This window comes from Actinoplanes sp. NPDC023936 (assembly GCF_040639325.1).
Taxonomy (GTDB): Bacteria; Actinomycetota; Actinomycetes; order Mycobacteriales; family Micromonosporaceae; genus Actinoplanes.
This window is the reverse complement of record NZ_JBEZZR010000013.1, coordinates 102,450-126,876: the sequence shown is the minus strand read 5'-3', so window position 1 is coordinate 126,876 and position 24,427 is coordinate 102,450. Positions and strand designations below refer to the sequence as shown.

Annotated in this window: 17 protein-coding genes and 1 pseudogene; 7 read left to right on the top strand and 11 right to left on the bottom strand. The window is 70.4% G+C overall.

What is annotated here, in order from left to right; all coding sequences use genetic code 11:
• Nucleotides 1-50: 50 nt before the first annotated feature.
• The 3 genes from AB0F72_RS19360 to AB0F72_RS19350 all read left to right on the top strand — a co-directional run bounded on the left by AB0F72_RS19360 (nucleotide 51) and on the right by AB0F72_RS19350 (nucleotide 2,544).
• Nucleotides 51-257, top strand: coding sequence for a hypothetical protein (locus AB0F72_RS19360; protein WP_360432768.1), 207 nt, complete (start codon nucleotides 51-53; stop codon nucleotides 255-257).
• 176 nt (nucleotides 258-433) lie between these two features.
• Nucleotides 434-2,041 carry an ATP-binding protein gene (locus tag AB0F72_RS19355; RefSeq protein WP_360432765.1) on the top strand — a complete coding sequence of 536 codons (1,608 nt, stop codon included), beginning with the start codon at nucleotides 434-436 and terminating at the stop codon, nucleotides 2,039-2,041.
• Between the two features lie 284 nt (nucleotides 2,042-2,325).
• Entirely contained in the window at nucleotides 2,326-2,544 is a 219-nt protein-coding gene (locus AB0F72_RS19350) for a hypothetical protein (RefSeq protein ID WP_360432762.1), read from the top strand.
• Nucleotides 2,545-2,670: 126 nt separating this feature from the next.
• Here AB0F72_RS19350 and AB0F72_RS19345 read toward each other — a convergent pair whose 3' ends face one another.
• Nucleotides 2,671-2,937, bottom strand: a complete 267-nt coding sequence (locus tag AB0F72_RS19345) for a SpoIIE family protein phosphatase (RefSeq protein WP_360432759.1) — start codon at nucleotides 2,935-2,937, stop codon at nucleotides 2,671-2,673.
• Between the two features lie 153 nt (nucleotides 2,938-3,090).
• Nucleotides 3,091-4,092, bottom strand: coding sequence for an ATP-binding protein (locus AB0F72_RS19340; protein WP_360432756.1), 1,002 nt, complete (start codon nucleotides 4,090-4,092; stop codon nucleotides 3,091-3,093).
• Nucleotides 4,093-4,537: 445 nt separating this feature from the next.
• On the opposite strand from AB0F72_RS19340, the gene corA reads away from it, so the two are divergent.
• Nucleotides 4,538-5,587, top strand: a complete 1,050-nt coding sequence (gene corA / locus AB0F72_RS19335) for a magnesium/cobalt transporter CorA (RefSeq protein WP_360432753.1) — start codon at nucleotides 4,538-4,540, stop codon at nucleotides 5,585-5,587.
• A gap of 181 nt (nucleotides 5,588-5,768) precedes the next feature.
• Here the strand turns inward: corA and AB0F72_RS19330 are convergent.
• Nucleotides 5,769-6,154: pseudogene (locus tag AB0F72_RS19330) on the bottom strand (sigma-70 family RNA polymerase sigma factor); the annotation flags it as partial.
• A 330-nt stretch (nucleotides 6,155-6,484) separates the two neighbouring features.
• Here AB0F72_RS19330 and AB0F72_RS19325 point away from each other — a divergent pair.
• Complete coding sequence (locus AB0F72_RS19325; protein WP_360432947.1) at nucleotides 6,485-6,802, top strand: hypothetical protein; 318 nt, start codon at nucleotides 6,485-6,487, stop codon at nucleotides 6,800-6,802.
• 243 nt (nucleotides 6,803-7,045) lie between these two features.
• Here AB0F72_RS19325 and AB0F72_RS19320 read toward each other — a convergent pair whose 3' ends face one another.
• From AB0F72_RS19320 to AB0F72_RS19295, 6 genes are all read right to left on the bottom strand, one after another.
• Nucleotides 7,046-7,465, bottom strand: a complete 420-nt coding sequence (locus AB0F72_RS19320) for a DNA-binding protein (protein ID WP_360432750.1) — start codon at nucleotides 7,463-7,465, stop codon at nucleotides 7,046-7,048.
• 67 nt (nucleotides 7,466-7,532) lie between these two features.
• The gene (locus AB0F72_RS19315) at nucleotides 7,533-9,230 is read right to left on the bottom strand and encodes a carbohydrate-binding domain-containing protein (protein ID WP_360432747.1); all 1,698 of its coding nucleotides are present in this window, start codon (nucleotides 9,228-9,230) and stop codon (nucleotides 7,533-7,535) included.
• A gap of 848 nt (nucleotides 9,231-10,078) precedes the next feature.
• On the bottom strand, nucleotides 10,079-12,439 hold the full coding sequence (locus AB0F72_RS19310) for a trypsin-like serine protease (protein WP_360432744.1): 2,361 nt from the start codon (nucleotides 12,437-12,439) through the stop codon (nucleotides 10,079-10,081).
• Between the two features lie 36 nt (nucleotides 12,440-12,475).
• A complete protein-coding gene (locus AB0F72_RS19305) occupies nucleotides 12,476-13,021 on the bottom strand; it encodes a hypothetical protein (RefSeq protein ID WP_360432741.1) in 546 nt (181 codons plus the stop codon).
• Complete coding sequence (locus AB0F72_RS19300; RefSeq protein WP_360432738.1) at nucleotides 13,021-16,974, bottom strand: ALF repeat-containing protein; 3,954 nt, start codon at nucleotides 16,972-16,974, stop codon at nucleotides 13,021-13,023. Before AB0F72_RS19300 ends, AB0F72_RS19305 begins: the two co-directional genes overlap by 1 nt.
• A gap of 374 nt (nucleotides 16,975-17,348) precedes the next feature.
• On the bottom strand, nucleotides 17,349-17,861 hold the full coding sequence (locus AB0F72_RS19295; RefSeq protein ID WP_360432735.1) for a hypothetical protein: 513 nt from the start codon (nucleotides 17,859-17,861) through the stop codon (nucleotides 17,349-17,351).
• A 1,532-nt stretch (nucleotides 17,862-19,393) separates the two neighbouring features.
• Between AB0F72_RS19295 and AB0F72_RS19290 the strand changes: the two genes are divergently transcribed.
• A complete protein-coding gene (locus AB0F72_RS19290; RefSeq protein WP_360432732.1) occupies nucleotides 19,394-20,851 on the top strand; it encodes a PepSY-associated TM helix domain-containing protein in 1,458 nt (485 codons plus the stop codon).
• A 164-nt stretch (nucleotides 20,852-21,015) separates the two neighbouring features.
• On the opposite strand, the gene AB0F72_RS19285 is transcribed toward AB0F72_RS19290, so the two are convergent.
• The gene (locus AB0F72_RS19285) at nucleotides 21,016-23,208 is read right to left on the bottom strand and encodes an ATP-binding protein (protein WP_360432729.1); all 2,193 of its coding nucleotides are present in this window, start codon (nucleotides 23,206-23,208) and stop codon (nucleotides 21,016-21,018) included.
• A 244-nt stretch (nucleotides 23,209-23,452) separates the two neighbouring features.
• Entirely contained in the window at nucleotides 23,453-23,851 is a 399-nt protein-coding gene (locus AB0F72_RS19280) for a response regulator transcription factor (RefSeq protein WP_360432727.1), read from the bottom strand.
• Nucleotides 23,852-24,097: 246 nt separating this feature from the next.
• Here AB0F72_RS19280 and AB0F72_RS19275 point away from each other — a divergent pair, with 246 nt between their 5' ends.
• A complete protein-coding gene (locus tag AB0F72_RS19275) occupies nucleotides 24,098-24,304 on the top strand; it encodes a hypothetical protein (protein ID WP_360432724.1) in 207 nt (68 codons plus the stop codon).
• The last annotated feature ends 123 nt before the right edge of the window (nucleotides 24,305-24,427 follow it).

The following is a 24,427-nucleotide window of genomic DNA, read 5'->3' as shown; positions in this document are numbered from 1 at the left end:
GACCTGACGACGCCCGCCGCAGGACGGCCATGTGTAGTTTCCAGGCCAGAATGACTCCAGGCATCGCTAAGCAGCACACCATCGGCATCCTCCGCGCCCACCGCGGCGCGGCCGTCGCGATCAAGGAAGGCCGCGAAGCCTGGCGCGGAGACATCTGCTGCGCATCCCGCTCCGTCGCCGCCACCACAGCCGGCACCGTGCAGAACTGCGACGACGGCTGCTGCACCAACGAGCGGTCACGCCCCGCGGCGAAGTAGGGGTAAGTCGCGGACTTCTGCGGTCGATCGCGCGGCAGGCACTCCCCCGGCGAACCCGCGGCACAGTCCCGGCGACGGCCGAAGGGTCCGCACTGGTCCGCGACGTCTCCGCAGATGTGAATATCGCGGCGGATGCGGCACCGGGGCGAGATCTGTCGTTCCACTACGGTGCGCATGTGACATCGATTGATTCGCGGCGCGCACGGTGGAGCACGCAACGCTGGTTCGGCTCCGTCCTGATCGTGATGGTGGTCCTGGTTCTCGCCGCGACAGTCGTCGGGGCGCAGGCACTGACCCGGACGGGGGCCGTGTCGAACCGGCTCAACGACCGGATCTCGCCGGCCGGGACCGCCGTGGTGGAGCTGGACGCTGCGCTGCGCGAGCAGGAATCCGCAGTGCGCGGTCATCTGCTGAGCGGATCGTCGGACTTCCTCGCCGACTATCAGCGCAGCGTCACCGCCGAACAGAACGTCACGGGCCGGCTCCGAGGTCTCCTCGACGACGACCCCGCGTGGCTGGCCGACCTGACCGCGGTCGAGCGCAGCGCCGCGCAATGGCGCGACAGCGTCGCCGGTCCGCTGCTGGACCAGCGCCGGCAGGGCCGTGACTTCTCGCCGGCGCAGGCGGCCGGCCGCGCCCGCGCCACGTTCTCCACCGTTCGCGCCGGTATCGACGCGCTCGACAGCCGGTTGGTGGCGGCGCGGCAGGCCGGCCGTGCCGACCTCGACGCGTCCCGCCGGGTCCGCGACATCGTCTTCCTCGCCTTGGTGACAGCGTTACTGCTGTTCATCACCGCCATCGCGGTGCTGCTGCGGGTCACGGTGCTGCGCCCGCTCGGCCAGCTGCGCACCGCGGTACGGCAGGTCGCGGGCGGCGACTTCGATCACGAGTTGTCCCCGCGAGGGCCGGATGACGTGGCGGAACTCGGCCGCGACGTGGAGGCCATGCGGCGTCGTCTCGTCGACGCGCTCACCGCCAGCCAGCAGGCCCGCAACGAACTCGAGCAGCGTCAGATCGAGCTGAGCCGCTCCAATGCCGACCTGGAGCAGTTCGCCTATGTCGCCTCCCACGACCTGCAGGAACCGCTGCGCAAGGTCGCGTCGTTCTGCCAGATGTTGCAGCGCCGATACGGCGACTCCCTGGATGACCGGGCACGGCAGTACATCGGCTTCGCCGTCGACGGCGCCACCCGCATGCAGCGGCTGATCAACGACCTTCTCACGTTCTCCCGCATCGGCCGTGTTCACGACAGCAGGCAGCCCGTCGACCTGGCGGCGGTCCTCGACCAGGTCGAGCAGTCCCTCGCCATGACGATCGACGAGTCCGGTGCAGAGATCGTCCGGCCACGGATGCCCACCGTGACCGGCGACGTCACGCTGCTGACCATGCTCTGGCAGAACCTGATCGGCAACGCGATCAAGTTCCGCCACCCGCAGCGCCCGCCACGGGTGGAGATCACCGCCGAAGCGCGGGACGGCATGTGGACGTTCACGGTCGGCGACAACGGCATCGGCATCGATCCCGAATTCGCCGATAAGGTCTTCGTCATCTTCCAGCGCCTGCACACCCGCGACAGCTACACGGGTACGGGCATCGGCCTGGCCGTGTGCAAGAAGGTGGTCGAGCATCACGGCGGCAGCATCGCCGTCGACACCACCTACCGCGACGGCGCCCGGCTGGTCTTCACCCTGGCCGCGGCCACCGCGCCGGAGCCCGGCGGCCCGGCCGCCTCGGCTCCGGTTGCCTCCGCCGGGCATGAGCGGACGGCCGATCGGGTGCGGTGATCGCGCGCCGGTCGTTTCTGATCGCCGGCCGCGAGTAAGACACCCCGGCCCGAGGGCCGCTGGCGGGGGCATGCCGGTGGGTTCACGCACGCGAGACAGCGGCTCATCCCACGCGTGACCTTTCGGCCGACGATGAGTTAGTCGGACGGCCGACCCCGCATGATGGACACTGCCGATCTTCGTCGTCGCTCCATCACGCCCACATTCATGGACGCTCACCCTGCCGTCATGAGCGACGAAACGAGGAGACATCGGTGCCAGCAGGAACCACAATCGCTTGTCTGGTGGACGAGTTCGTCGCGACGATGTACCGCCACGGCGTGGTGGTCGATCGACAGACCGTGGAACAGGAGATCGGCGAGCGCATCGGGGATATCGCCGCCCGGCTTCGCATTCACCCGCAGGCGGTTCTGCAAGATCATGCGAGCGGCGGCTGGGGCCGGCAGATGGCCGCGTCCGTGTTGGAACAGGTGCGATACGAGCGGCTGCTCCATTCCGCATAGATGCGGAGAGCACCTCATCCGGTCTTCCGGTGTTCTCCGGCGCCACGGTCACCGCGCGTACCGCGATGTCTTTCCCTCCCCGCAGGGATCGGCGCGTGAGACGGGCCGTGAGTATCACCAAGGTCGTCAGTGGGTAGACCTTGACGGTAGGAGATCACCTGGTCTGGGATGCGCTCGGCCGGTTGTCGCGGCCCGATCGAAGCGCCGCCGCACGATGAGAAGCGCGACATCGTCATCCGGTTTCTCGACGTCGGCGGCCGTCATGACGGCCTGGCAGATGTGTTCGACGGAGTCCTGCTCCACCGCGGCCAGAATCCGGGTCACGCCGTCGTCGATCAGGTGGCCGCGTCGTTCCACCAGCCCGTCGGTGAAGCAGGGTTTCTCCGACGCCACTCGCTTCAGCCGCCGTTTCCGCAGCGAGTACGGCCTCAGCGCCCGCGAATGGCGCCACCTGCACCGGAAGTGACACGCGACTGCTGACCGTGTCCGCCGGGGCGTCCCCGGTCCCGCCGCGATCCTCGTGAAGGAGGCCGGCTTGCGATGCCGCTATGCCAGGTGGCGGTGCATGACCGCATGCGGGAAGAGCAGCCGCACCGAGGTGCGGCCGGGCACGGAGTCCACGTGGACGACGTCGGCGAGTTGCCGAGCCAGCCAGAGTCCACGGCCGCCGGGCAGCGCGGCGGTGATATCCGGGCGGTGATATCCGGCGGTGGGTGGCACCGGTATGCCGCCGGAGTCGTCGCACTGGACGATCAGGGTGCCCTCCTGGTGCCAGGTTCGGACGCGGACCGGGGTGGCGGCGTGGCGTAGCCCGTTGCTGGCGACCTCCACCACGGCGACCACGAGGTCGTCGGCGGGCTCGTCGGCGAAGTGGTGCGCGGCGGCCCAGGCGCCCAGGCTGCGCCGTAAGCCGCTGAGCTGACGGACCTCGGTCAGGCTCCAGTCGTGATCGACGTGATCGGGCGGCGGGAGCAGAGGCACCCGCCGGGCGAGATAGGTGCCGGGCGGGACGTACGTGGGGCTGGGCTGAAGTCCGGCCGCGGTGAGCAGATGCGAATGCGTGACGCGGACCCCGTCGAGCACACTGGCCGGATGGTGGCGGCTACCCCACACGCAGGTCACCGCAGAGCCGTAGGGCGCGTACGTGTCGTTGCAGGCCGCCTCATACGCCAGGTAGGCCGATGCCCGATCGACGCCGCGCCCGGCACCGAGGCTGTCAGCGAGATCCGGTTCGGCGACCACCAGGACCCGTCGTCCGGCGTCCGCCTGCGCGGCCAGATAGCGGCGGAACCCCTCGTAGGCGAAACCCAGCCGTTGATAGAACGCTGCCGGGTCGGCCCACCGCACCACCTCGTCCAGGTCCGACACCCGCTCGCCGAGCAGTGACCGGATGCGTTCACCGACGACGAGCAGCACTTCGTCGTACTCGGTGACCCCGCGACGAAGTTGCGGTTCCAGGGCGGCGACCATCTCCTCATCCGTCTCGGCGATCACCGCGCTGTGCACGAACGTCTCCGCCCGCCGGCGATCGAGGTGGTCGACGTTCATCGGACGACCATTGCAGATGGGCAGGTCATTACGCCAGTTTTCATGATCAACAGATTTCGTGGGTCTGGTGAGCGGGACGTTCACGACGGCAGGTTCCGGCAACCTGACAGCGAGCCGATACCCGTACCCGCACGCGTTATGCAGATTCGTGCCGTCTGATCGTCGTACCCCTTCCACGATGCCAGGCCGGTGATCGGCACCAGGTGAAGGATCTCCCCGCGATCCGAGAGCCGCCGCGCCGGTGCGCACCGGCTTTGGTGCCGACGTTGGTGGCGGCGTGGAGCACCTTCCTGTCGGTGCTGATCGCCGCGATGCCGCCCGTCGAGTAGATCGGCGCTGGACGGGGCACAGGACCATCCGGCGCGGCGGAGAACAGCTGCGGCCGATCGACAACGATGGACTGAGGAGCGTCATGATCCAACGGCCGGGCCCTGACCTTCCCGTGATGACTCGCGCCGCCGGAACCACTACTACGACCGAGGGACGAGGCAATCACGAGACGGTCGCCGGGTGCGCTCTCTACGTCGACGGGGTACCGGTACAGGCGCCCCTCGACCTGCGAACTCTCTTCACGCGGGCGCGGCAGACCTCCGGCGGATTCGTCTGGCTGGGTCTGCATGACCCCGACGAAGAGGAGCTCTCCCACGTCGCCGACGTCTTCGGCCTGCATCCGCTCGCCGTCGAGGATGTCCTGCACCAGGAGCAGCGCCCGAAGGTGGAACGCTACGAGAACACCGTCTTCGCCGTGCTGCGGGCCGCCCAGTACGTCGAACACGCGCAGCTCACCGAGACCAGCGAGATCGTCAACACCGGTTTCGTACGAATCTTCGTCGGTGAGCATTTCGTCATCACCGTCCGCCAGGGCGACGTCGGGGAACTCGGCACCGTCCGCGACGATCTGGAAGCCAACCCGAGCATGCTCGCCCAGGGCCCGTGGGCGGTCGTACACGCGATCTTCGACCGGGTCGTCGACGTGTACGTCGACATCACCGCGGCGCTGCAAACCGACCTGGACGCCGTCGAGGCCGCCGTGTTCAGCCCCGGCCGCAACGTCGGCATCGACCAGATCTACCAGCTCAAGCGGGAACTGATGGAGTTCAAAGCCGCTGTCGTGCCCCTGCAACGGCCGCTGGCCACCCTGCTCGACCGGCAGATGACCGCCGTGGTGCCCAAGGAGATCCGCCGCTACTTCCGCGACGTCGCCGACCACCACGCCCGCGCCGTCGACGCCGTCACCAGCTACGACGACCTGCTCAACACCATCCTGCAAGCCCGGCTGGCCCAGGTCACCGTCGACCAGAACAACGACATGCGCAAGATCGCCTCCTGGGCGGCGATCGCAGCGCTCCAGACCGCCATCGCCGGCATCTACGGCATGAACTTCGACTACATGCCCGAACTCGAATGGCGCTACGGCTACCCCGGCGTGCTCACCGTCATGCTGGTCAGCGCCGTCCTGCTGTACCGGCGCCTGCGTAAAGCCGAATGGCTCTGAAGGTCAGCGCTCCCTCAGCTGCCGGAAGCCTGGCGCCCCGCGATTGCTCCGGTGATGTTCTCCAGCCCGGTGCCGTCGACCGCCCGGCCGAGTCCGGCAGGCCCGTTTCCGGACGGCCCAGAGTGTCACGGCGATCTGGCAGCTGCACCGGATTCGGCGCGACCGGCAGACTGCTCTGTGGTCAGGCGTCGATGGTGTCGAGCTGCCGGCGCAGCTTGGTGAGGGCCTTGGTCAGCAGCCGGGACACGTGCATCTGGGAGATGCCGACCTGCTCGGCGATCTGCTGCTGGGTGAGGTTGCCGTAGAAGCGCAGGCTGACGATCTTCTGTTCCCGCTCGTCGAGGGTGGCCATCGCGGGACCGAGCGCATCGCCAGGCGCAGCTCCTGCAGGCGCCGCGGCACTCGTACCGACCAGGTCTTGTCCCGGAAGTGGCGCTTGAGCTCGCCGACGATGGTGGGGATCGCGAACCCGGCGAAGTCGACACCGCGGTCGGCCCCGAACCGGTCGGCGGCTTTGATCAGGCCGACGACGGCGACCTGGTAGAGGTCGTCGCGGGGTTGCGCGCGTTAGTGAAGCGGTTGATTTGCCGGTCCTACGAGGCGGCGCGGGAACTGCCTGCTCATGGCCGCCATGAGAGTTCTGATCCTCGAAGCGTGCCGCCATCCGCCCGCTGGAAGCGAACGTTCCTCGTGTCGGAGTGCCTGATGCAGGTGCGTTTCGCCTGCTGGTGGGCGGGGCACAGCACCGGCCATGGCAGCGAGGAGGTATGTGGGTGGCGCTAGGCGATTCATCGCGAACTGGATCGGATCCGGCCCGCCTCCGCTGATCAACAGCTCCCCACCTCCGGCCAGGACTCGAAACGCTCACAAACTTTTACGGAGATGCTCGTGGCACTGATGAAGCTGGTAGCCGGCGTTGCGGTGGGATACGTCCTCGGCAGCCGAGCGGGCCGTGAACGGTATGAGCAGATCGCGGCGACCGCGCGCAGGGTTGCCGCTCACCCCACCGCCGTGCAGGCACAGGAGAAAGCGAAGACGCTGCTCGGCACGGGCGCCGAAGCGGTGAACGCCAAATTCGACGTTGGAGCGCTCGAGGAAGCACCGACCACCACGACTGACAGCGCGGCGAATCCGAGCCCCGCGCGCCGCAAGCCCCGCAAGCCCGGCCCTCGCGGCACGACCGCATCTCCAACCGCCAGGGATTCCTCGCTGTAGAGGTCACATCCCAAGCCGGCGCGGGCAGCCTTCGACCGGACCGGATCGCCGGGGTGACCGATGCCAGGTCAACCGGGCAGGTGCCCACCGCAAGACCTCAACCGGTTCTGGCTGGTCGACGTCAGCGACGAACCCCATGACGGCGGCGCCATGGCACTCCGGCAAGAGCCTGCGCGGCACGCTGACGAACTGACAGGTGTACGGGGTGGCGGTGCCGCTGTCACCCCGTACACCTGGGTGCCGTCAGGCGGGATGGTCCTCGGCCCGCGCCGCCAGGCGCTCGTATCGCTGCTTGGCCGCCTGCGGCGTGTTGAGGCCCAGGCCGAATGCGATGTCCTGCCAGGTCATCCCTCGGCTCCGGGCACGTTTCAGCAGGCCGAGCTCGGTCGCGTCGAGATCGGCGCGGACGCCGGGCAGCAGGGTCAGGGCCGCGACGAGGTCGTTGTCGTCGACGTCCGGCTCGCCCGGTTCCGCGACGATCGAGCCGCCGGCGAGTCCGGCGACGAGCCACACCACCTCGTGCGGTGCTGGCATGGTGGGGTGCGCGTGCCGTGACCGGCGCCCGGGACTGCCGGCGTGCCGCTCGACGAGGTGCGTCAGGGATCGGTAGGTGCGCGAGGCGCGTTGCACCGCGGAGTCGGGGCGGGCGAAGAGATCGGACATGCCCTGAAGCATGTCCGATCAACGCTTCGTTTTCAACTATTTGTTTAACTCGTCGGACCGTTCGTGGTCAGTACGCCCCGGCGTCGATCGTCGCGTCGCGAGCGGTTCCGCCCAGGGACAGCGCGGCGCCGTACGCCGACACGCCCCGGTTGCGGGCCGGGGACCCAGCCTGGAGACGGTAGTCGCCGGGGCCGACGAACAGCGGGTCCGCCGTCACCGAGGTGGGGGCGATGCCCTGGCCGGGGTTGGCGTCGGACCAGATGTCATTGCCCCAGGCACCGGGCTGCCAGACGTTGTGCCCCTCGTCGATTTTTTGCGCACCGCTGTAGCCGGCGTACGCGGCCTGCACGATGTTGTTGTGCAGGAACGCGGTGGCGCCGGCGCCCACGACGACACCCTTGGAGCTGGGGCCGAGCAGCGCGACGGTGTTGTGGAACATCCGGGTGCCGAGCACCGGGCCGAAGGTGCCGGTGCCCTGGGCGTTGAAGCCGACCGCGTCGTCGATGCCGGCGTGCGCGGTGATCAGGTTGTCATGGAACGTCGTGTTCCGGGTCGCCGCGTTACCGAGTTCCGAGAAGGTGTGGTTGTCGACAGACCTGTTGTAGTGCACCACGGTGCCGACCGCCCCGTAGATCTCCACCGCCGAGCCGTCCTGGCCGAAGTCGGCCGAGGGCCCGATGTTGCCCCTCATCGTGTTGTGGTCGATCTCGACGCCGTGCGCCTTGAGCACCACCACGCCGCTCGCGCCGTAGTCGTCCGTCGACCCCTCCGCCTTACCCTTGCCGTCCGGGTTGATCACGGTCCGGTTGTCGACCAGGTTGCTCTCGGTCAGGCGCAGGCGATGCCCGCGGTCGCTCTCCGCCTGCACGCCGATCGCGTTGCCGGAGGCGGTGAGCCGCTGCACGAAGGCGTCCGCGCCGGACACCTGCAGGCCGATCTTGAACTCGCCACCGGCGTTCCGCACGTGCAGATCCTCCACCGCCACGAATGGGGCGTCGATGGTCATCGGGTACCGCAGCCCGGCGCCGTCCAGGATCGGCGGGGCACCCGTGCCGTAGGCGCCGTAGGTTACCCGCGCCGACGTGTCACCCGGCTGGTCGGCGGAGAGGGTGGCGCCGGTGAAGGTCTGCCCGCGGTTGAACAGCACCTTGTCGCCGGGCGCCAGGACGGCTCCGTTGACCTGTGCGATGCTCTCCCACGCCGCGTCGGGCGACGTACCCGGGTTGGCGTCGTCGCCGTCCACCGCGTCGACGTAGTAGGTCGTCCCGGCGACAGCCGTCGCGAAGGCGACGTGATCGACGAACAGCTCCCGGGCACCGCACGTGGAGGCGTCGTAGTAGGGGTGGCCGAACTCGATCTGCACGGTGTGCCGGCCGGCCGCCCAGTTGCCCCGGAACGGGATGGTCACCCAGGTCGTCGAGTCGACGTAGGTGTTCTGCGCGAAGACACCGTCCACCTTGATCCGCATGAAGGCGGACTCGGGGCCGCACAACTCCTGCCGGACGCGGGCCAGCACCGCCGACGCCGGGGCGGTGGTGGTGATGTCGACCTCGAGGCTGCCGCTGTCCCAGATCTCGGCGGAGCGGCCGCCACCGGCCGTGAGGTCATCGACGAAGGCACCGCTGGTGGCCGGGGTGATCCGGCCGGACTCGGCCTCGCCACGCGCTAGGGCGAGCGCCGCCGCAGGCGGGGTCAGGAACACCGCGCCCGCCGTGGCCAGCACGGCGGCGAGCACCGTGAGCCAACGGACCAGGGCGGCAGGCATGGACAACTCTGGTGACAAAGTAAACCCCCGTTGATCGGCCGCTGTGGATGCGGATGGCCGAGTTTCGCATACGGACGCGAATCTCCGGGAGACTCCGGGTAACTCTTCGGAGGGGCCCGCCAGGCCCCGGGCATACCCCTGCCGTCAGTCGGCCGCCAGTGCCGACACCGGGCTGCCCCGGGCCGCCCGGTGTCGGCAGGAGACCGGCCAGCACGGTGATCAGGCCGATCGCCGCCGCGACGGCGGCCAGCCGGCCTGCCGGCCGGGAAGGTCAACGGCAGGTCCAGGCAGAACGCGGACAGGGTGAGCCAGGCCGTCGGCACGCCCAGTGGACATGTGCGGGGGGCTGGGCATGGGCTCCCGGTGTTCTCCGGATGGGTCAGTCAGCCGGAAGATGTGCCCGGCGACGAGAGTGGATGACGAACCGGCGGTTCCTGTCATGCCCCAACCGGCGGTTCGGCGAGCGCGTCAACTGCGGACCTGGCCCGCCGCAGCTGCGCCTCACCGCCGTCCCTCAGACCCGCCAGGGCCTCCACACGGTCAACAGACATCGGCCATCTCCGCCTCGGCACCCCGCACCACTCCGGACTGTCTCAGTCCCGGATACACCGTGCATCCCCGGACGGTTCGAGCGGCCCTGCTGGCGGGCGCCTCGACGCTAGGCAGCCGGGGAGGCGCGGGCGTCCACCGCGATGATGAACCCACGAGTATGACTTGAGTCGTACATCAGCACTCGCGTTGATGACCCGTCGCTGGGCAGCGAACCCGATCTCGTCCGCGCCCAGCAGGTCAGCGCCCTCGCCACACCGGACGACGGGCAGGCTCGCCGATACCAGCTGACCGTGCAGTCATGCTGTCGCAGTCAGTCTCAGCAGCGTGGTCGGGGCGGCTTCCGGGTCGGTGCCGATGCCGACCTGTGTGCTGCCGTCCGGGTCGATCGCGACCGATGACTGCCGGCCCTGATCGTCGGTGAGCTTCGCGGTGACGGCGTGGCCGCTTCCGGTGCGCAGGCCGTCGCCGCGGATCTCGTAGACGTCCGGGACCTGGAGGGTGAGCTGGCCGGGTGCCGCGGACACCCGGAAGCAGACCCGGCCGGACCCGTCGGCGCCGATGTCACTGGTCGAGTACACCTTGAGCAGCCCGATGTCGCCCTGCACCGGCGTGGAGCACGGCACCTGCAGGATGCGCCCGTCACCGGAGATCACGGTGATGTGCTCGGTGGCGAGCACCCGGTCGGCGAACGGGTAGCGGAAGAGTTCGACGAGCGCGCCGCCGTTGCTGTGCGTCGGCGGGTTCTCGATCGGCGCGGTGGTTCCGGTGCCACCGGACGAGACGGCCGGAATCACCCGCTCCGGCGCGTACCAGCCTTGCAGGTCGGCCAGCAGGTGGACGGTGCCGGCGCTGGTGTTCCGGATGCGGATCTTGCCGTCGGCGCCGACTTTCACGACCGCGAGGCCGGGCCGCGCGGTGCTGCCCGGGTCCGGGTAGTTGTTCAGCGAGGTGGTGGTCTCCACGCCGTCGACCGGCCACGCCCGCAGGTAGCCGTCGGCGGTGTTGCCGACCACGGTCAGGTTGAGCACGGCGGCGGACCCGGCCGGATAGCCGGTGACCAGGTCGACCGTGCCGTTGGCCGCGATCGGCGCCTTGGTGCCGGCTTCCCGGGTGTCCAGTAGGCGAGTCGCGGTGACGGTACGCAGGACGGATCCGGTGGTGGCCGTGCCAGTGAAATAACCCTCGGCGGTCATCACCAGGTGCACCGGCGATCCGCTGTTGTTGGTGAAGGTGGCCCGGCCGTCGGAGCCGAGCCGGGCGCTGATGCCGTGCGAGGTGGTGCCGGGCACGTAGTCCATGACGCTGCGGTTGGCGCCGCCGGCGGGGTAGGTGCCGATCCAGCCCTGCGCGGTGGCGCCGGTGACGATCAGGTCGAGGAACACCGCGGAGGCGCCGGCCGGGACGACACCGCCGGTCAGTGTGAAGGTACGGCTGCCGCCGCTCGGGATGGTGCCGGTGGCGCCGCCGATGCCGCTGCGGGTGTCGACCAGCCGGGTGTGGTTCACCGGCACGAATCCGCTGCCGGCGCCGATCGTCGAGGTGTAGTAGCCCTGAATGTCGGCGAGCAGGTGCACGCCACCCTGCTGGGTGAAGATCGAGATGCGGCCGCTCTCCGGCACCGGCACCACGACCGAGTTGGAGATGATCTGGTTGGGGGCCAGGTTCAGCATCGAGATGCTCCCGCCGGTTCCGGCTCCCTCCGGGAAGACCGTCAGGTACGTGCTGGCCGTGCTGGTGATGGCGGTGACGTCCACCAGCACGGCGGTGACGCCGGCTGCCGGTACACTGCCCACCCCGGTGACCGGGAACGTGGTGGTGCTGCCCCCGGCGCGGACACCGGCGGACGCCCCGACGCCGCTACGGGTGTCGAGCGCCCCGGCGCTGGTCGCCAGCCGGAGGAACGTGCCCGTCCGGAGCGTCTGCCGGATCCAGCTCAGCGCGGTGTCGAGGCGTACCTCGGTGGTCTCGGTGCGGGTCTGCGACGACGCCTCCAGGCACCCCTTCTGCCAGGCCGCGCCGTGCAGGGCCACCAGTTCGGGTCCCGAACCGGTCAAGCGCAGAGTGGGACCGCCGGCGTCGCCGAGGCACAGCGCGGCATCCTCGCCGCCCGCCAGGTTGATCGTGGTGTTCCCGATCGCCTGCACGCCGAGGCTCGCGAGATGCAGCCGATCGGGCACCCAGTCGGTCGCGGTCCGGCCGAAGCCGGCGACCTGCAGGGTCTCGCCGGCGCTGGGCGCGGTCGCACTGATCGGTACGGGTGTGACGCCCCGGATCGGCGCGGAGAGCTTGGCCAGCACGAGCGTCTGCGCCGGGTCGGGCACGAGACGGGTGACGGTGCGCTGTTCGCGGCCGGCAGTCGTGGTGAACTCGGTGGAGCCGACGGTGACCGTGGCGGCGACCGGGGGCGGGCCGGCCGTTACCGGGGTGCCCGGTGCGGCGAAACAGGTTGGCGTGGTGATCACCCATTCGACGTCGACGAGGGCTCCGGAGCACCCCCGTCCGGCGTCACCGACCTGGATCGAGGCGACGAATCCGTAGCCGGGCGCCGGCGCCGGCGCGCCGCCGGTGACGGCGAGGGCCGGGGTGGCGAGGCAGGCGACCGTGGTGGTCGCGACGGCGCCGGCGACCAGCCGGCGCAGGACCCTACTGTCCGCCATGTGACGGCCTCCGTGTTCGTGTCGAGGGGGTACGGCTCAGGGCAGCGCCGGATACACGCGCTCCCAGTCCGTCAGGCGCCGTGCTGCCTCGGCGTCGAGCAGAGGCTTGACCGCGAGCAGCGGCTGGAGCAGGTTCTTCACGGCCCGCAGCCGCCGCATGTCGTTCACGGCGAGGGTGCCTGGGGCGTCGGCGAGCCGGTGCGCGTCAGCCGGCGACATCGCCACGGCGTCGAAGAAGATGTGCACCGACGCCGCCGGGTCCAGCAGTCCGACATGCTGGTCAGGCGCGACCGTGTGCAGCAGCGCACTGGTCAGGTTCAGCCGGCGTACGGCGCACTCGTGACGGTCCAAGGCCGCGGCCTGCTGGGCACGGTCGAGGAGCCGCGTGTAGGCATCCGACAGGCGGGGCCAGTCCGGCGGCGGCACCCGTGCGGCCTCCGCGGTCAACTCGGCGGTGAAGACCTCGGTGAGGCCACGCCACTGCTGTGCGTCCAGGGATCCCGGCTCGGCGTCGGCGCTGAGCAGCCAGCCGGCGAGCACCGGAAGCGGTACCCGGATCAGCTCGTCGAATCCAGCGGTCATCAGAACACGATCCCGGCGGCGGCGAAGGCGGCTTTGCCGAGGTCGAGGCTCTCGGCGGACGGCCGGAAGTGCCCACTGTGATTGTTGATGTCGAGGCCGAAGTAGCCGTCGGAGGCCGAGCCGGCGATATCCGCCTCGCCGGCCGCGCGAACCGGACCCCCTCGGCTGAGCACCGAGTGGGAGATCTCCACGCCGTCGACGAACTTCGGCACCACGACCAGGCTACCGTCCTGAAGGATCGCCCACTTCACGGTTCCCGAGCCGATGATCCGGTCGAACGCCGCCGTTCCCGGGCCGGTCACGCGGACGCCGAGCCGCTCGGCGGCGGCCAGCTCCGCGGCGAGGCGGTCCGGCAGCTGGTTGGGGAACGTCACGCAGTCGTTGCCGCCGGCCTGTGCGGCACGCTGGATCGGTACGGCGCCTTCCACCGGTGCGGCGCGCCGGAACGGTGCGGCAGCGGTGAGCGATGCGGCGCCGACGAGGCAGGCCGAGATCCGTAGTTGCCAGACGGACTTGTTGATCGCCTTGATGTCCGCCTCGGCCTGCCGGGTAGCCCGGCTGATCGCGTACAGATGCCTGGTCAGGTTGAAGCCGGCGCCGACGAGCTTGGCCAGACCGAGGAACGCCAGTGATTCCAGGGCGGTGACGCCCAGTTTCAGCAGCGTCTGGGCCAGCGACTGGTCGCCGTTGATCAGCTTGTAGATGTTGAGGCCGACGTCGCCGATGGTGAGCAGGGTGCCGGCGACCGCGCCGCACACGACCGTGACCACGCACCCGATCGCGAGCGCGGCCGCCACCGGGATCAGGATCGCGGTGATGCCTTTGACCAGTTCGGTGAGCAGCACCAGCGTCTGGGTGCCGGTGAAGTCGGGTGCCAGCACCGAGTTGATGCAGTTCTTGTAGAGGTCGCTGCCCTCGGCGTAGACGCCGCAGTGGGAAGCGTTCGTGTACGCCCGGTTGGCCAGCTCGTCGGGGTCCGCGATGACGTTGGCGACACAGTTGCGGAACCATTCGCCCTCGGTACCGGCCAGCAGCTTCTCGACGTCCGGGGCGGCGCCGGACGCGTACTCGTGGTGGCATGCGACGATCTCCCGGCTCCGGGCGATCTCGAACTGGTCGTAGGCCTCCTTCGCCGCCGCGACCGCCGCTTCGGCATCCTTGCCGGCCGCGACGGCGGAGTCGTATGCCCGCTGCGCTGAGTCGTGCGCCTCCTTCGCCGACTGCACCGCGTTGTGGTACGACGCGACCGCCCACGAGGCGGAGCGGATGGCGCTGCGGGCCGACGCGCTGGCCCGGGTCGCCGCCTCTTTCGCGGTCCGCACGGCCGCGGCCGCTTTCTGCACCGACTCGTTCGCCTGGTCGGCGTAACCGGCGGCCTGGGTGGCGTAGCCCGCGGCGGCCTGCGCCGACTGGGCGGCCTGGTTGGCGTACTGGGCGGCCTGCCCGGCGTCGTTGCGGGCCTGCGCCGCAGCGGCCTGGGCCCGCAGCGCGTTCTCCACGGCGGTCTGCGCGACCTGGTTGATGCGCTGTACCAGGCCGGCGACCACGGCCAGGTGGGCAGCGGCGTCGTGGTCGCGTTCAGCGGCGGCGTACTGGCCCTGGGTGAGGAACTCCGGCAGGGCCGGAGCGGGGCCGTCCAGGGCGATCTGCGCTGCCGCCTTCAGTTCGGGGCCGGAGTCGCTGCTGCCCAGGATCTGGTTGACCCGGACCCGCTGGCCGGTCGCCGCAGCCGTGTACTGCCCGGCGGACAGGAAGGCCCGCAGGGTCTGCCCGTCCTCTGCATCCAGGGCGGTCTGGGCGGCCTGGGCCAGCACGACGTCGCCGGCGGTCCGGGCAGCGGCGGCGATGCGGTTCACCGCGACCCGGTCCTGGGTGTAGCGGCCGGGGTAGTTCTGGGTGCGCAGGAACTGCGCGACCTCGGCGTCGCTGCCCTCGAGCGCGGCCAGTGCCGCGTCCCGGAGCTTGGTGTTGTCGCTGATCGCGACGTTGCGCACGGCCGCCCGGTCGTCCTGGCCGTTGGCCTCGGCGATGCCGGTTCGCACGAATGCGAGGACCTGGGCGTCGGTGCCACCGAGCGCCGCCTGCGCGGCCTGCCGGGTCCAGACGCCGGGGGCAGCGGTCAGGTTCATGGCGACCTGGCGGGCGTGCCGGGCCGCGGTCGCCGGGTCGGCGGCCGGGTTCTGCGCTTCGGCGATGAGCCGGGTGGTCTCGGCGTCACGCTGCTCGGCCTGGACCGCGTCCCAGCGGGCGACGCGCTGGGCGGCCTCGTACTGGGTGGTGGCCTGGCGGGCGGTTTCGATGCCCTGGTCCCGGACCACCGCGATGCGTTCCGCATCGGCGGTGCGGGCTGCGTTGTAGACGGCAACCGCCTGGGTGGCAGTTTCCACCGCCGCGTTGGCCGCCACGGTGGCCGCTGTCGCTGCCTCGGAGGAACGGCGGGCGGCCTCGGCCGCCTCCCCCGCGTGCTCGGCCGCGTCGATCGCCGCGTCGGCGGCCGCGTCCGCGTGCTGCGCGGCCCGGTTGGCCGCGTCGCGGGCCTTGAAGGCGGCGTCGGCCGCCACGTTCAGGTAGGCCTGCGCCGCGTTGGCCGCGCGGATCGCCCGGTCCGCGTCGGCCCGCGCCTGCCGGGCAGCCGCGACCGACGCGGCGGCGCTGGCACCGGCCTGGGAGGCGTATCCGGCGGCCTCGTCATTGGCCGCGGCCGCCTGCTTCGCGTTCTCGGCCGCTGACTTGGCCGCGTTCAGCGCGTTCTGGCCGGCCTGCACTGCCTTGCCGGCGAGGTCGACGGTGGTGGCGAAGTCGCGGGCCAGTTTGGCGCTGTCGCGTGCCTGCTGCGCGGCGACCCTGGCGTCGCTGGCTTTGCCGGCGTCGGCGGCGGCCGCTGCCGCCGCGTTGTACGCCTTGGTGGCGGCACGTTCGGCCTGGGTGGCGGCCGATGCGGCGCGCTGTGCGGCGGCCGCCGCCGCCCGCGCGGCGCGGTTGGCCGACGCCGCCGCCTGCACCGCGGCCTTGGCGCAGGCGGCCGCCTTCTGCGCCGCGTCGGCGGCACGTTTGGCCTGGGCGGCGGCTTGCGCGGTGTCGTTGCGGGCGGCCTCGGTGGCCTGCGCGGCGAGTTCGGCCGCGCGCCGGGCGGCCTCGGCTGCCGCGCGCGCCTTGGCGGCCTGGTCCAGCGCGGTCTGGGTCTCCTGCGCGGCGAGTTCGCCCTGTGTCTGCGCCTGGGCCAGCAGCCCGGTCAGGGTTTCGGTCTCCTGGTCCCGGGCCGCGGCCACCTGCCAGCCGGTGTCCAGGAAGTACTCCAGGGCCTCCGGTGTGCCGGTGTCCAGGGCTCTCTGACCGGCCGCTCGCACCTGCGGGCCGCCGGTGGACATCGCTTGGTTGACCCGGAGCCGCTGGTCGACGATCCACCGGGACTGCCAGCCGTCGTCGAGGAACGCGAGCAGCGCCTGCGGGTCCTCGGCGTCGAGCGCCTGCTGCGCGGCCGCCTTCACCTGAGCGCCACCGGCGGCCATCAGCTGGTTGACCGATACCCGGGCGTCGGTGTTGCGGGCCTGCTGCCATCCGGAGTTGAGGAACGTCGTCAGCGCTGCGGCGTTCCCGGCGTCCGCCGCGTTCAGGGCCTGCTGCGCGGCGGCGCGCACGGCCGGGCCGGCGTCGGCGATCACCGCGACCACCGCGTCCCGGGTGTCCGTCTGCTGCGCCGCGGCCCAGCCGGCGGTCAGAAACTGCCGGATCTGCTCGTCGGTGCCGACCAGCGCCTGGGCGGCGCCGAGCCGGACCTGAGCGCCGCCGTTGAGCCAGGCCTGCACCACCCGGGATCGGTCGGCGGGCGCGGGCGACTCCTCGGCGGCCTGCGCGGGCTGCACCCGCAGAAGCGTGGCCAGCAGGGCCAGCACCGTGACCGCGGCGACGGTGAGGCGCCGCCGGCTCGCGGACGTCGTGCCATCGATGATCATGTCGGCTCCCCCGTGACTCGGCCGCGCGATCAACGCATTCGCTCACATCTATACCAACACGACGTGACGCTACGCCCCGCCACTCCGGCGGCGACGCCCTTCGATACGTGGCTTGTGTCACACCGGCCTGCGGCCACCATCCCGCTACCGCCCCTTGGTAGCGTGCGAACCGATCCGGACATCGACGAATGAGCATCCGATTCGTCTGGCGCGCTATGCCGCCGTCGCCCTCCTCAGCGCTGGAACGATGACCGCCGTCGCGGCGGCGGTTCTGCACGGGCATGCTGATCTGGTGTTGGCGCGGTTGGCACATTGGTTCCGCATTTGACCGCCGGCCGGGCCGGGGACGTGGGTTTTCGCGCCTTTGACAGGGCTCAGCCGGGCAAGGACCAGACGTCGCCGCCGAGACCGGAACCGATCACCAGAAAGGTGTTGTCCGGCCACGCCGACCGGCCCTCGGCCTTCGTCGGCGGGCGGATGAAGACGATCTTCACCCGGCGCGGCCACCAGCGGGCCGGTTCGGTCCAAGTGCACCAGACACGCTGCCGATCCGAGTCGAGACAGTCACCGGCCTGCTTCCAGCCGTCGAGTTGGTCGGCCACCGCCGACCGGACCTGGTCCCATGACGTGTCGGGTGGCATCACGTAGGTGCTCACGCCGGCTGCGCCGCGATCGGTGCGCAGATCCTGATGGACCTCGGAGAAGCGCAGGTCCACGACGACCTCGTAGCCACCTTCGGGCAACTTCTCCGAGGCGCCAGCCGGCGCGGTGACGGCGAAACGCTCCCCAGCCGTGAACCAGCGGACGCCGGCGAAAGCCGCCAGACCCAGGATGATGGTCGCCACAGTTCCGGCTACCGCCACGCGTACCCGTCGATCGATCCACACAGCCGCAGTCTAGGAGAGCACCGCACGGGGTCAGCCACAGCGCGTCGCTGGATCAGCGGTAGCGATTGCCCAGGCCGTGGCCGGTGAGGTGCCCAGCGCCGCACTGATCTTTGGACGGTCCCGTCAGCGGCCAGCCGCCCGGCCACCTGATGAGCCAGGGACGGCGTCGGTAGTCATGCCGCTGATGTTCTCGCCGCGGGCGCCCGGTGCAGCCGTCGGCTCCAGGCGTGGTGCGTGATTGCCCCGTCAGCCGCTCATCTCCCTCAGCTCACCGACGCTGCGGTGCGGCGGCACGTCCTTGGCTACCCGCTCCAGCACGTCCCTCCCCCGCGACAACGCCCGAGGCGATCGCAGAGGCTCACATGACAGCGAAGCCGGCCGAGCCCCGATCGAATCGGCTGACCCGCGGGTGGTACTGCTCGACCTGGCCGATAACGAATCCTGTATGACTGGCTCAGCCCCGGAACGGCAGCCCTGAATGCGGGGACGCCCTCAACTCGGCAGTTCAGCACGACGGCCGGGCACGCGGGTCGGCCACTGAGCGTGACGGGCTGGGCCCTTACCAGATCACCGTACTGGCGACGGATTTCGTGAGCTTCGTCCAAGCGTTGCGGCCGGAGAGCGACTACGACTATGACTGAGCGGCCAGCCGGGGGCTGGGAGTGGCGCCCACGGTGCGTGGCGCGCTCCGCGCGACCTGTGCGCGGACTGTGGCAAATCGACTGCGGTCAATCGTCTGCTGTGGAAAGGAGCAGAGGAATCTCCATCTACGTAAGATTTGTGCCAGGATCGGTCTTCCTGGTTTCAGCTGGTCGATATCATGCGCTGGCGGTCATGACGGAACGACCGCCGTATATCGCCTTCTATCGCTGTCGCAGCGATTTCGATGTGGCTCACATCAAGGACCTTGAGGTGGATGAACCATTGTTCGTCATTGCCGTGATGCGGTCTGCCTACTCCGCGGGACGGTGGGGCCGCGCGCTGGACAGGCTCCCGGAGACGGCGATCCCAGCGGTACCTCCGGTTTTCAGGCAAGAGGTCGGGAGCGGGGCGTGCTCGATCATTAAGCCCGGCCAAAGTACTCGATTGCTGGTGCCGAGAGAAGAATGCATCGGCGTGGAACGGGATGCAGTGTGGTCTGCCCACCACATCGAGTCACGATTGTTGGACCACTATGAGGGCCGGACCAATGCATTCGCCGAGTCACTAAAGGTGAAGCTATAGGCCATCAGCCCGCCGGATCCGCGCGGACTCAGCCGACGCACGACTTCGAACTCCCTCTTGTCGGCTACTTATCTGCTGGTGGCCGGTCCGAGCGCGGCCAGCGGCAAGAGTGCGTCTGCCCGGTCGAGCGACGGGCGAGCGGACAAGTCGCTGGGAACTCGGCGGCGCCGGGCGACGACTACCGGACTGGACTCCGCGGTGTGGCGGGGTTCACTCGACGCCTGGGCTGGGAGGCCGGCGCGTCGACTGCCACCACCGGATGCCCGGCGCGAGCTCCGCGCGCCGCCGACACCCCACAAGGACAGCCGATGGCCATCACCCCCGACCTCACGCGACCCGCGACCGAGGCCAGACCCGCGCCACCGCGCCCCGCGACCGGTCGCAGCTTCGGTCCGCTGCTGCTGCGCCTGCACTTCTATGCCGGCATCCTGGTCGCGCCGTTCATTCTGATCGCGGCCACCACCGGCCTGATGTTCACGACGGCCCCGACCCTCGACAAGATCATCTACGGCGATGAGCTCGTCGTCACCGACCCGGGCGAGACCACCCGGCCGGTGGCCGAGCAGATCGCGGCGGCGCGCGCCGCGCACCCGGAGGGCGACCTGATCGGGGTACGCGTCGGCGAGGCCGACGCCACGACCCAGGTCGACTTCACCTCCCCCGCGCTGACCGTCGAGTCGGAGAAGGTGCACACCGTCTACGTCGACCCGTACACCGCCGAGGTGACCGGTCAGCTGACCACCTGGGCGAACGCCACGCCGCTGAACACCTGGCTGGACCAGTTCCACCGCGACCTGCATCTGGGTACGACCGGCGAGCTGTACTCCGAGTTCGCCGCCAGCTGGCTGTGGATCCTCGCCCTCGGCGGTGTCGTCCTGTGGTGGCGCCGGCAGCGCGGCAACCGCACGGCACGCCGGCTGCTCACCCCCGAACTCGCGGCGAAGAGGGGTGTCCGGCGCACCCGCAGCTGGCATGCCTCACTGGGTGTCTGGCTGCTGGCCGGCCTGCTGATCCTGTCCGCGACCGGCCTGACCTGGTCCGGTTACGCCGGCGCCAACTTCGGCGCGGCCGTCGACGCGCTCAAGGGCAGCCGCCCCAACGTCGCCACCGCGCTGAACGGTGAAGGCCCGGCGGCCTCCGGCGGGCACCACGAGAGCTCGTCGGGCCCGGCGCCGGCTGTCGACCCGGCCGCGATCGACACCGTCCTGTCCGGTGCCCGCGACGCCGGGCTGGACGGCCCGGTGCAGATCACCCCGCCCGAGGACGCCGCCACCGCCTGGAAGGTCACCCAGAACGACGTGGTGTGGCCGGTCCGCAACGACAGCATCGCCGTCGACTCCACCGGCACGGTGGTCGACCGGGTGAACTTCGCCGACTGGCCGTTGCCGGCCAAGCTCACGTCCTGGGGCATCAACGCCCACATGGGCCTGCTGTTCGGCCCGGCCAACCAGATCGTTCTGGCCGCGCTCGCGATCGGTCTGATCACCGTGATCGTCTGGGGCTACCGGATGTGGTGGCAGCGCCGCCCCACCCGCGCCGACCGGCGTGCTGCTGCCGGTGCCCCGCCGGCCCGGGGCGCCTGGCAGCAGCTGCCGGCCTGGGGCATCGTCCTCGGTGTCCCGGTCGTGGTCGCCCTCGGCTTCGCCCTGCCGCTGTTCGGTATCCCGTTGCTCGCGTTCCTCGTCTTCGACCTCATCGCCGGCGCGGTGCGTGGACGCCGCGAACAGCCCGAGGTACCCGTCTCGCCCGCTCCCGCCGGGAGTTGACGTTCGCGTGCTCCCGTCCGGGGATCCCGGGCGGGAGCAACGTACCGGTGACCTTGTGGATGATCGGCACCGCCTGCAGCGCGAACGACGTGGCCGCAGCCCGAGACCAAGGCTGAGCAGTGGATCTGAGCCTGCATCGGGGTGGACGGCCGGGTTGGTCACGGTCAGCGCGGTAGCCGGACCAGGATGCGGGTGCCGGGGTGCTGGGTGGGGTCGTGCGTGATGGTGCCGCCGTGGGCTTCGACGAGGGCGCGGACGAGGGCCAGGCCGAGTCCGGTGCCGGTGATGGCGGTGTGTCTGGCGTTGCCGGCGCGGTGGAATCGGGTGAACAGCCGGGCACGGTCGGGGGCGGGGATGCCGATACCGGTGTCGGTGACGGCGAGTTCGGTGACTCCGGTGGCGGTGCTGGTCAGGCGCAGGTGGATGTCGCCGCCGTGCGGGCTGTATTTGATGGCGTTGGACAGCAGGTGATCGATGATCTGCCGGAGCCGGTGGGGGTCGGCGTCGATGATCAGGCTCAGGGGTAGGTCGGTGTGCAGGTGGATGTCGTCGCCGTGCGGGGCGGCGGCGGTGGCCTCGGTGACGACGGTGACCAGGTCGGTGGGGTGTTTGTGCAGGGCGAGGTGTCCGGATTCCACGCCGGCGAGGTCGAGCAGGTCGTCGATGATGCGTTGCACGGCGCCGGTGTTGCGGACGACGACTGCGAGCATCTGCCGGGTGTCCTCGTCGAGGTTCGTGTCTTCGGCGAGCAGGCCGCTGTAGGTGATCACCGAGGTGAGCGGGGTGCGTAGCTCGTGGCCGATCAGGGTGAGAAAGTCGTCTTTGGCTTGTTGTAGTTGCCGGTCGAGTTCGGCGGCGTGCTGGCGGGCCAGGAAGCGGCCGAGCTGGTCGGCGATACCGGTGAGGAGTCCGGTCAGCAGGGGCTCGTCGCGTTCGCCGGTGGCGCTCATCCCGGCCAGTACCGCTGCCACGGAGTCGCTGTCGAGTACGGGTACGGGCACTGCCATCGCGGTGCGTACACCGCGGGCGGCCGCGGCGGCGGCGAGGTGGCGCAGCCGGGCGTCGGTCGGTGCGAAGCGGGTGAAGTCGGGAATCCAGACGGGTTGCCGGGTGGCCCAGGCGGGCCCGATCAGTCCGGCTTGGTCTCGGCTGATCTGGTCGGGGATGAGGTCGGCGAGGTCGGTGCCGGGTGCTTCCCAGTGGGCCGCGGGCCGGGCGACGGCGGCGACCTCGTCGACGAGCCACAGGGCGACGTGCTGCCAGTGCAGGGCGTTTCCGAGCGTCGCGAGCAGGGCGGGGGCGGCCTGTTCCACGGTGTCGCTGCCGTTGAGGATGTGGGCCACCCGCAGTTGACAGTCGCGGAAGCGGTCGGCGCGCCGTCGTGCCGTGATGTCCAGGACCGCGGACACCGCGCCGAGGTTGCGGTCGCCGGCGTCGCGGATCGGCTGGCTGTTGGCCAGCAGGTAGCGCACCGGCGCGCCCGGGGTATGCAGGGCCACCTCCGCGTCGCGGACCGTCGCGCCTCGCAGCGCCTTGGCGATCGCGAGTTCGTGTTCGGCCATGGGTGTGCCGTCGGGATGACGGACACACGCCAGCGCGGCTGCCAGCGCCTCGTCCTCGGAGACGCCTTCGGGAAGCCCGAACAGTTCCCGCATCATCCGGTTCACCAGCACGAGCCGTCCGCGAGGGTCGCAGGCCACCACGCCGACCTGCAGGCTGTCGAGCAGGGCGGTGATGAACGCCCGCTGTACCTGGGCTTGGGCCTGCGTCGAGGTAGCGGCACGGGTGTTCGGCCTGGTGGCCACGCGGTCGTCGGCGGGTTGGCTGAGGGTGGACATCGCGGTGACGGCGGCGTCGGCATCGGCGGGGATGGCGGCGAGCATGCCCGCGATGGACGTCAGCAGGTCGATGTCCCGTTCTGACCAGGTCCGCGGCGTGGTGTCGAGGACGGTGATCGCGCCGATCGGCCGGCCGTGCCCGTCGACACGCAACGGCACTCCGGCGAATGCCCGCACTCCCCACTCCTGCACGGTCTGATGGGTGCGGAGCTGTTCGTCAATGAGCATGTCGGGCACCGCGACCGGGCTATCGGCACTGACCACGTACGCACACACCGAATACTCCAGCGAGCCGCGCCGCTGGCTGGCGAACGGCTCCGGCACCCCGAACAGCCCGAGGAACTCCTCCTCGCCGGCGTAGATGAGGGTCACCACCGCCATCGGCGCGTCGAGCATCCGCGCGGCCATCCGGGCGAGGGCATCCAGCGGCACCGCGGCCAGCGGCAGTTCCCGGCGTGCCCAGGCCACCGCCCGCAGCCGTTCCTGTGAGGCGAGGACTGCTGGGTCGATCTCCGGCACGGCGATCACCCGCCGGACGAGCAGGGTGGCCGGTTCCGGCTGGGGAAGGCAGGTACCACCCGGCCACGTTCCGCGCGCAGGTCGAGGCCCGCGACGTAGGTAGAGGTCGCGCCCCTCGCGGTGTCCGCCGTTCGGATGTGCCGACTCGTGAACATGGGCACCGGCTACCAGGATCCCGACGCGCCTGGGCTGCCGCTGGCCGGCGGACGCAGTGGAGGATCGGTTGACGAACCCCCGGCGGGCGTTATGGGGCGCACGGTTGCCGGCGGGGGCGTTTGCTGGCGAGCACGTCTTGGAGTTCGGCCAGAAGGTGGCGCGGGGAGATCGGTTTGGTGAGGTATCGGTCGGCGCCGGCGTCCATGCCTGCCGTCACCTCGCTGCGCAGGGCGTTGGCAGTGAACATCAAGACTGCGGTGTCGCCGCCGGCGGTACGGCGTATCAGCCGGCACAGGTCGATGCCGTCGATCGCGGGCATGCGGACGTCGGTGATCACCGCTGCCGGGTGCCGGGCCGTCAGGACCTGCGCGGCGGCTTGTCCGTCGCACACAGTAACTGCCTGGTAGCCGGCGGCGCTCACGACGAAGTCCAGCAACTCGCGGACGTCAGCGTCGTCCTCGGCGATCAGGATCAAATCCTCAGCCATCGGGGTCCCCCTCGTCCGCGTGCCCATTGCTGTATCGGCCAGCAGCGGGCGCGGATGAGTGCGTTCGCGGTGCGGTCAGCAGGTGACGGTGGCGATGTCCAGCGGTTCACCCGTTCGGTCGCACGTCGCTGCGGCGCCCGCCCTCCTGGATCACCTCTTCGTCATCATGACCGTAGCTGACGGCCGCAGGGAGAAAGCAGGGAAGCCATGCCATGGCGCCTGCGGGTAGCCGCTTTCTTAGTCGCAGTGAATCTCGCCGGGATCGCGGCGCCCGCGCAGCCGGCGGGCGCGTCGCTGACTTTCGACGAGAAGACCGGTACCGGTTTCGTCGACAAGGCTGACGTGCAGCACGCCTTCGGCTGGACGGCCGCGATGATGCAGGAGAACGCCCGCCACGTGGCGGTCACCAGCATCCGGGAGGAGAGGTACGCGGCCACCTGCTCTTTTGTTTAACCCGTCGGACCGTTCGTGGTCGGTACGCCCCGGCGTCGATGGTCGCGTCGCGGGCGGTTCCGCCCAGGGACAGCGCGGCGCAGCCGTGCACCAGGCCGGGAACCACGTGGAGTTCGGCCTCCA

Excerpts from the sequence above, each read along its gene's own strand:
- AB0F72_RS19360 (WP_360432768.1), top strand. The coding sequence starts at position 51 with ATGACTCCAGGCATCGCTAAGCAGCACACCATCGGCATCCTCCGCGCC.
- AB0F72_RS19340 (WP_360432756.1), bottom strand. The coding sequence starts at position 4,092 with ATGAACGTCGACCACCTCGATCGCCGGCGGGCGGAGACGTTCGTGCAC.
- corA (WP_360432753.1), top strand. The coding sequence starts at position 4,538 with ATGACTCGCGCCGCCGGAACCACTACTACGACCGAGGGACGAGGCAAT.
- AB0F72_RS19325 (WP_360432947.1), top strand. The coding sequence starts at position 6,485 with ATGAAGCTGGTAGCCGGCGTTGCGGTGGGATACGTCCTCGGCAGCCGA.
- AB0F72_RS19320 (WP_360432750.1), bottom strand. The coding sequence starts at position 7,465 with ATGTCCGATCTCTTCGCCCGCCCCGACTCCGCGGTGCAACGCGCCTCG.
- AB0F72_RS19315 (WP_360432747.1), bottom strand. The coding sequence starts at position 9,230 with ATGCCTGCCGCCCTGGTCCGTTGGCTCACGGTGCTCGCCGCCGTGCTG.
- AB0F72_RS19310 (WP_360432744.1), bottom strand. The coding sequence starts at position 12,439 with ATGGCGGACAGTAGGGTCCTGCGCCGGCTGGTCGCCGGCGCCGTCGCG.
- AB0F72_RS19305 (WP_360432741.1), bottom strand. The coding sequence starts at position 13,021 with ATGACCGCTGGATTCGACGAGCTGATCCGGGTACCGCTTCCGGTGCTC.
- AB0F72_RS19300 (WP_360432738.1), bottom strand. The coding sequence starts at position 16,974 with ATGATCATCGATGGCACGACGTCCGCGAGCCGGCGGCGCCTCACCGTC.
- AB0F72_RS19290 (WP_360432732.1), top strand. The coding sequence starts at position 19,394 with ATGGCCATCACCCCCGACCTCACGCGACCCGCGACCGAGGCCAGACCC.
- AB0F72_RS19280 (WP_360432727.1), bottom strand. The coding sequence starts at position 23,851 with ATGGCTGAGGATTTGATCCTGATCGCCGAGGACGACGCTGACGTCCGC.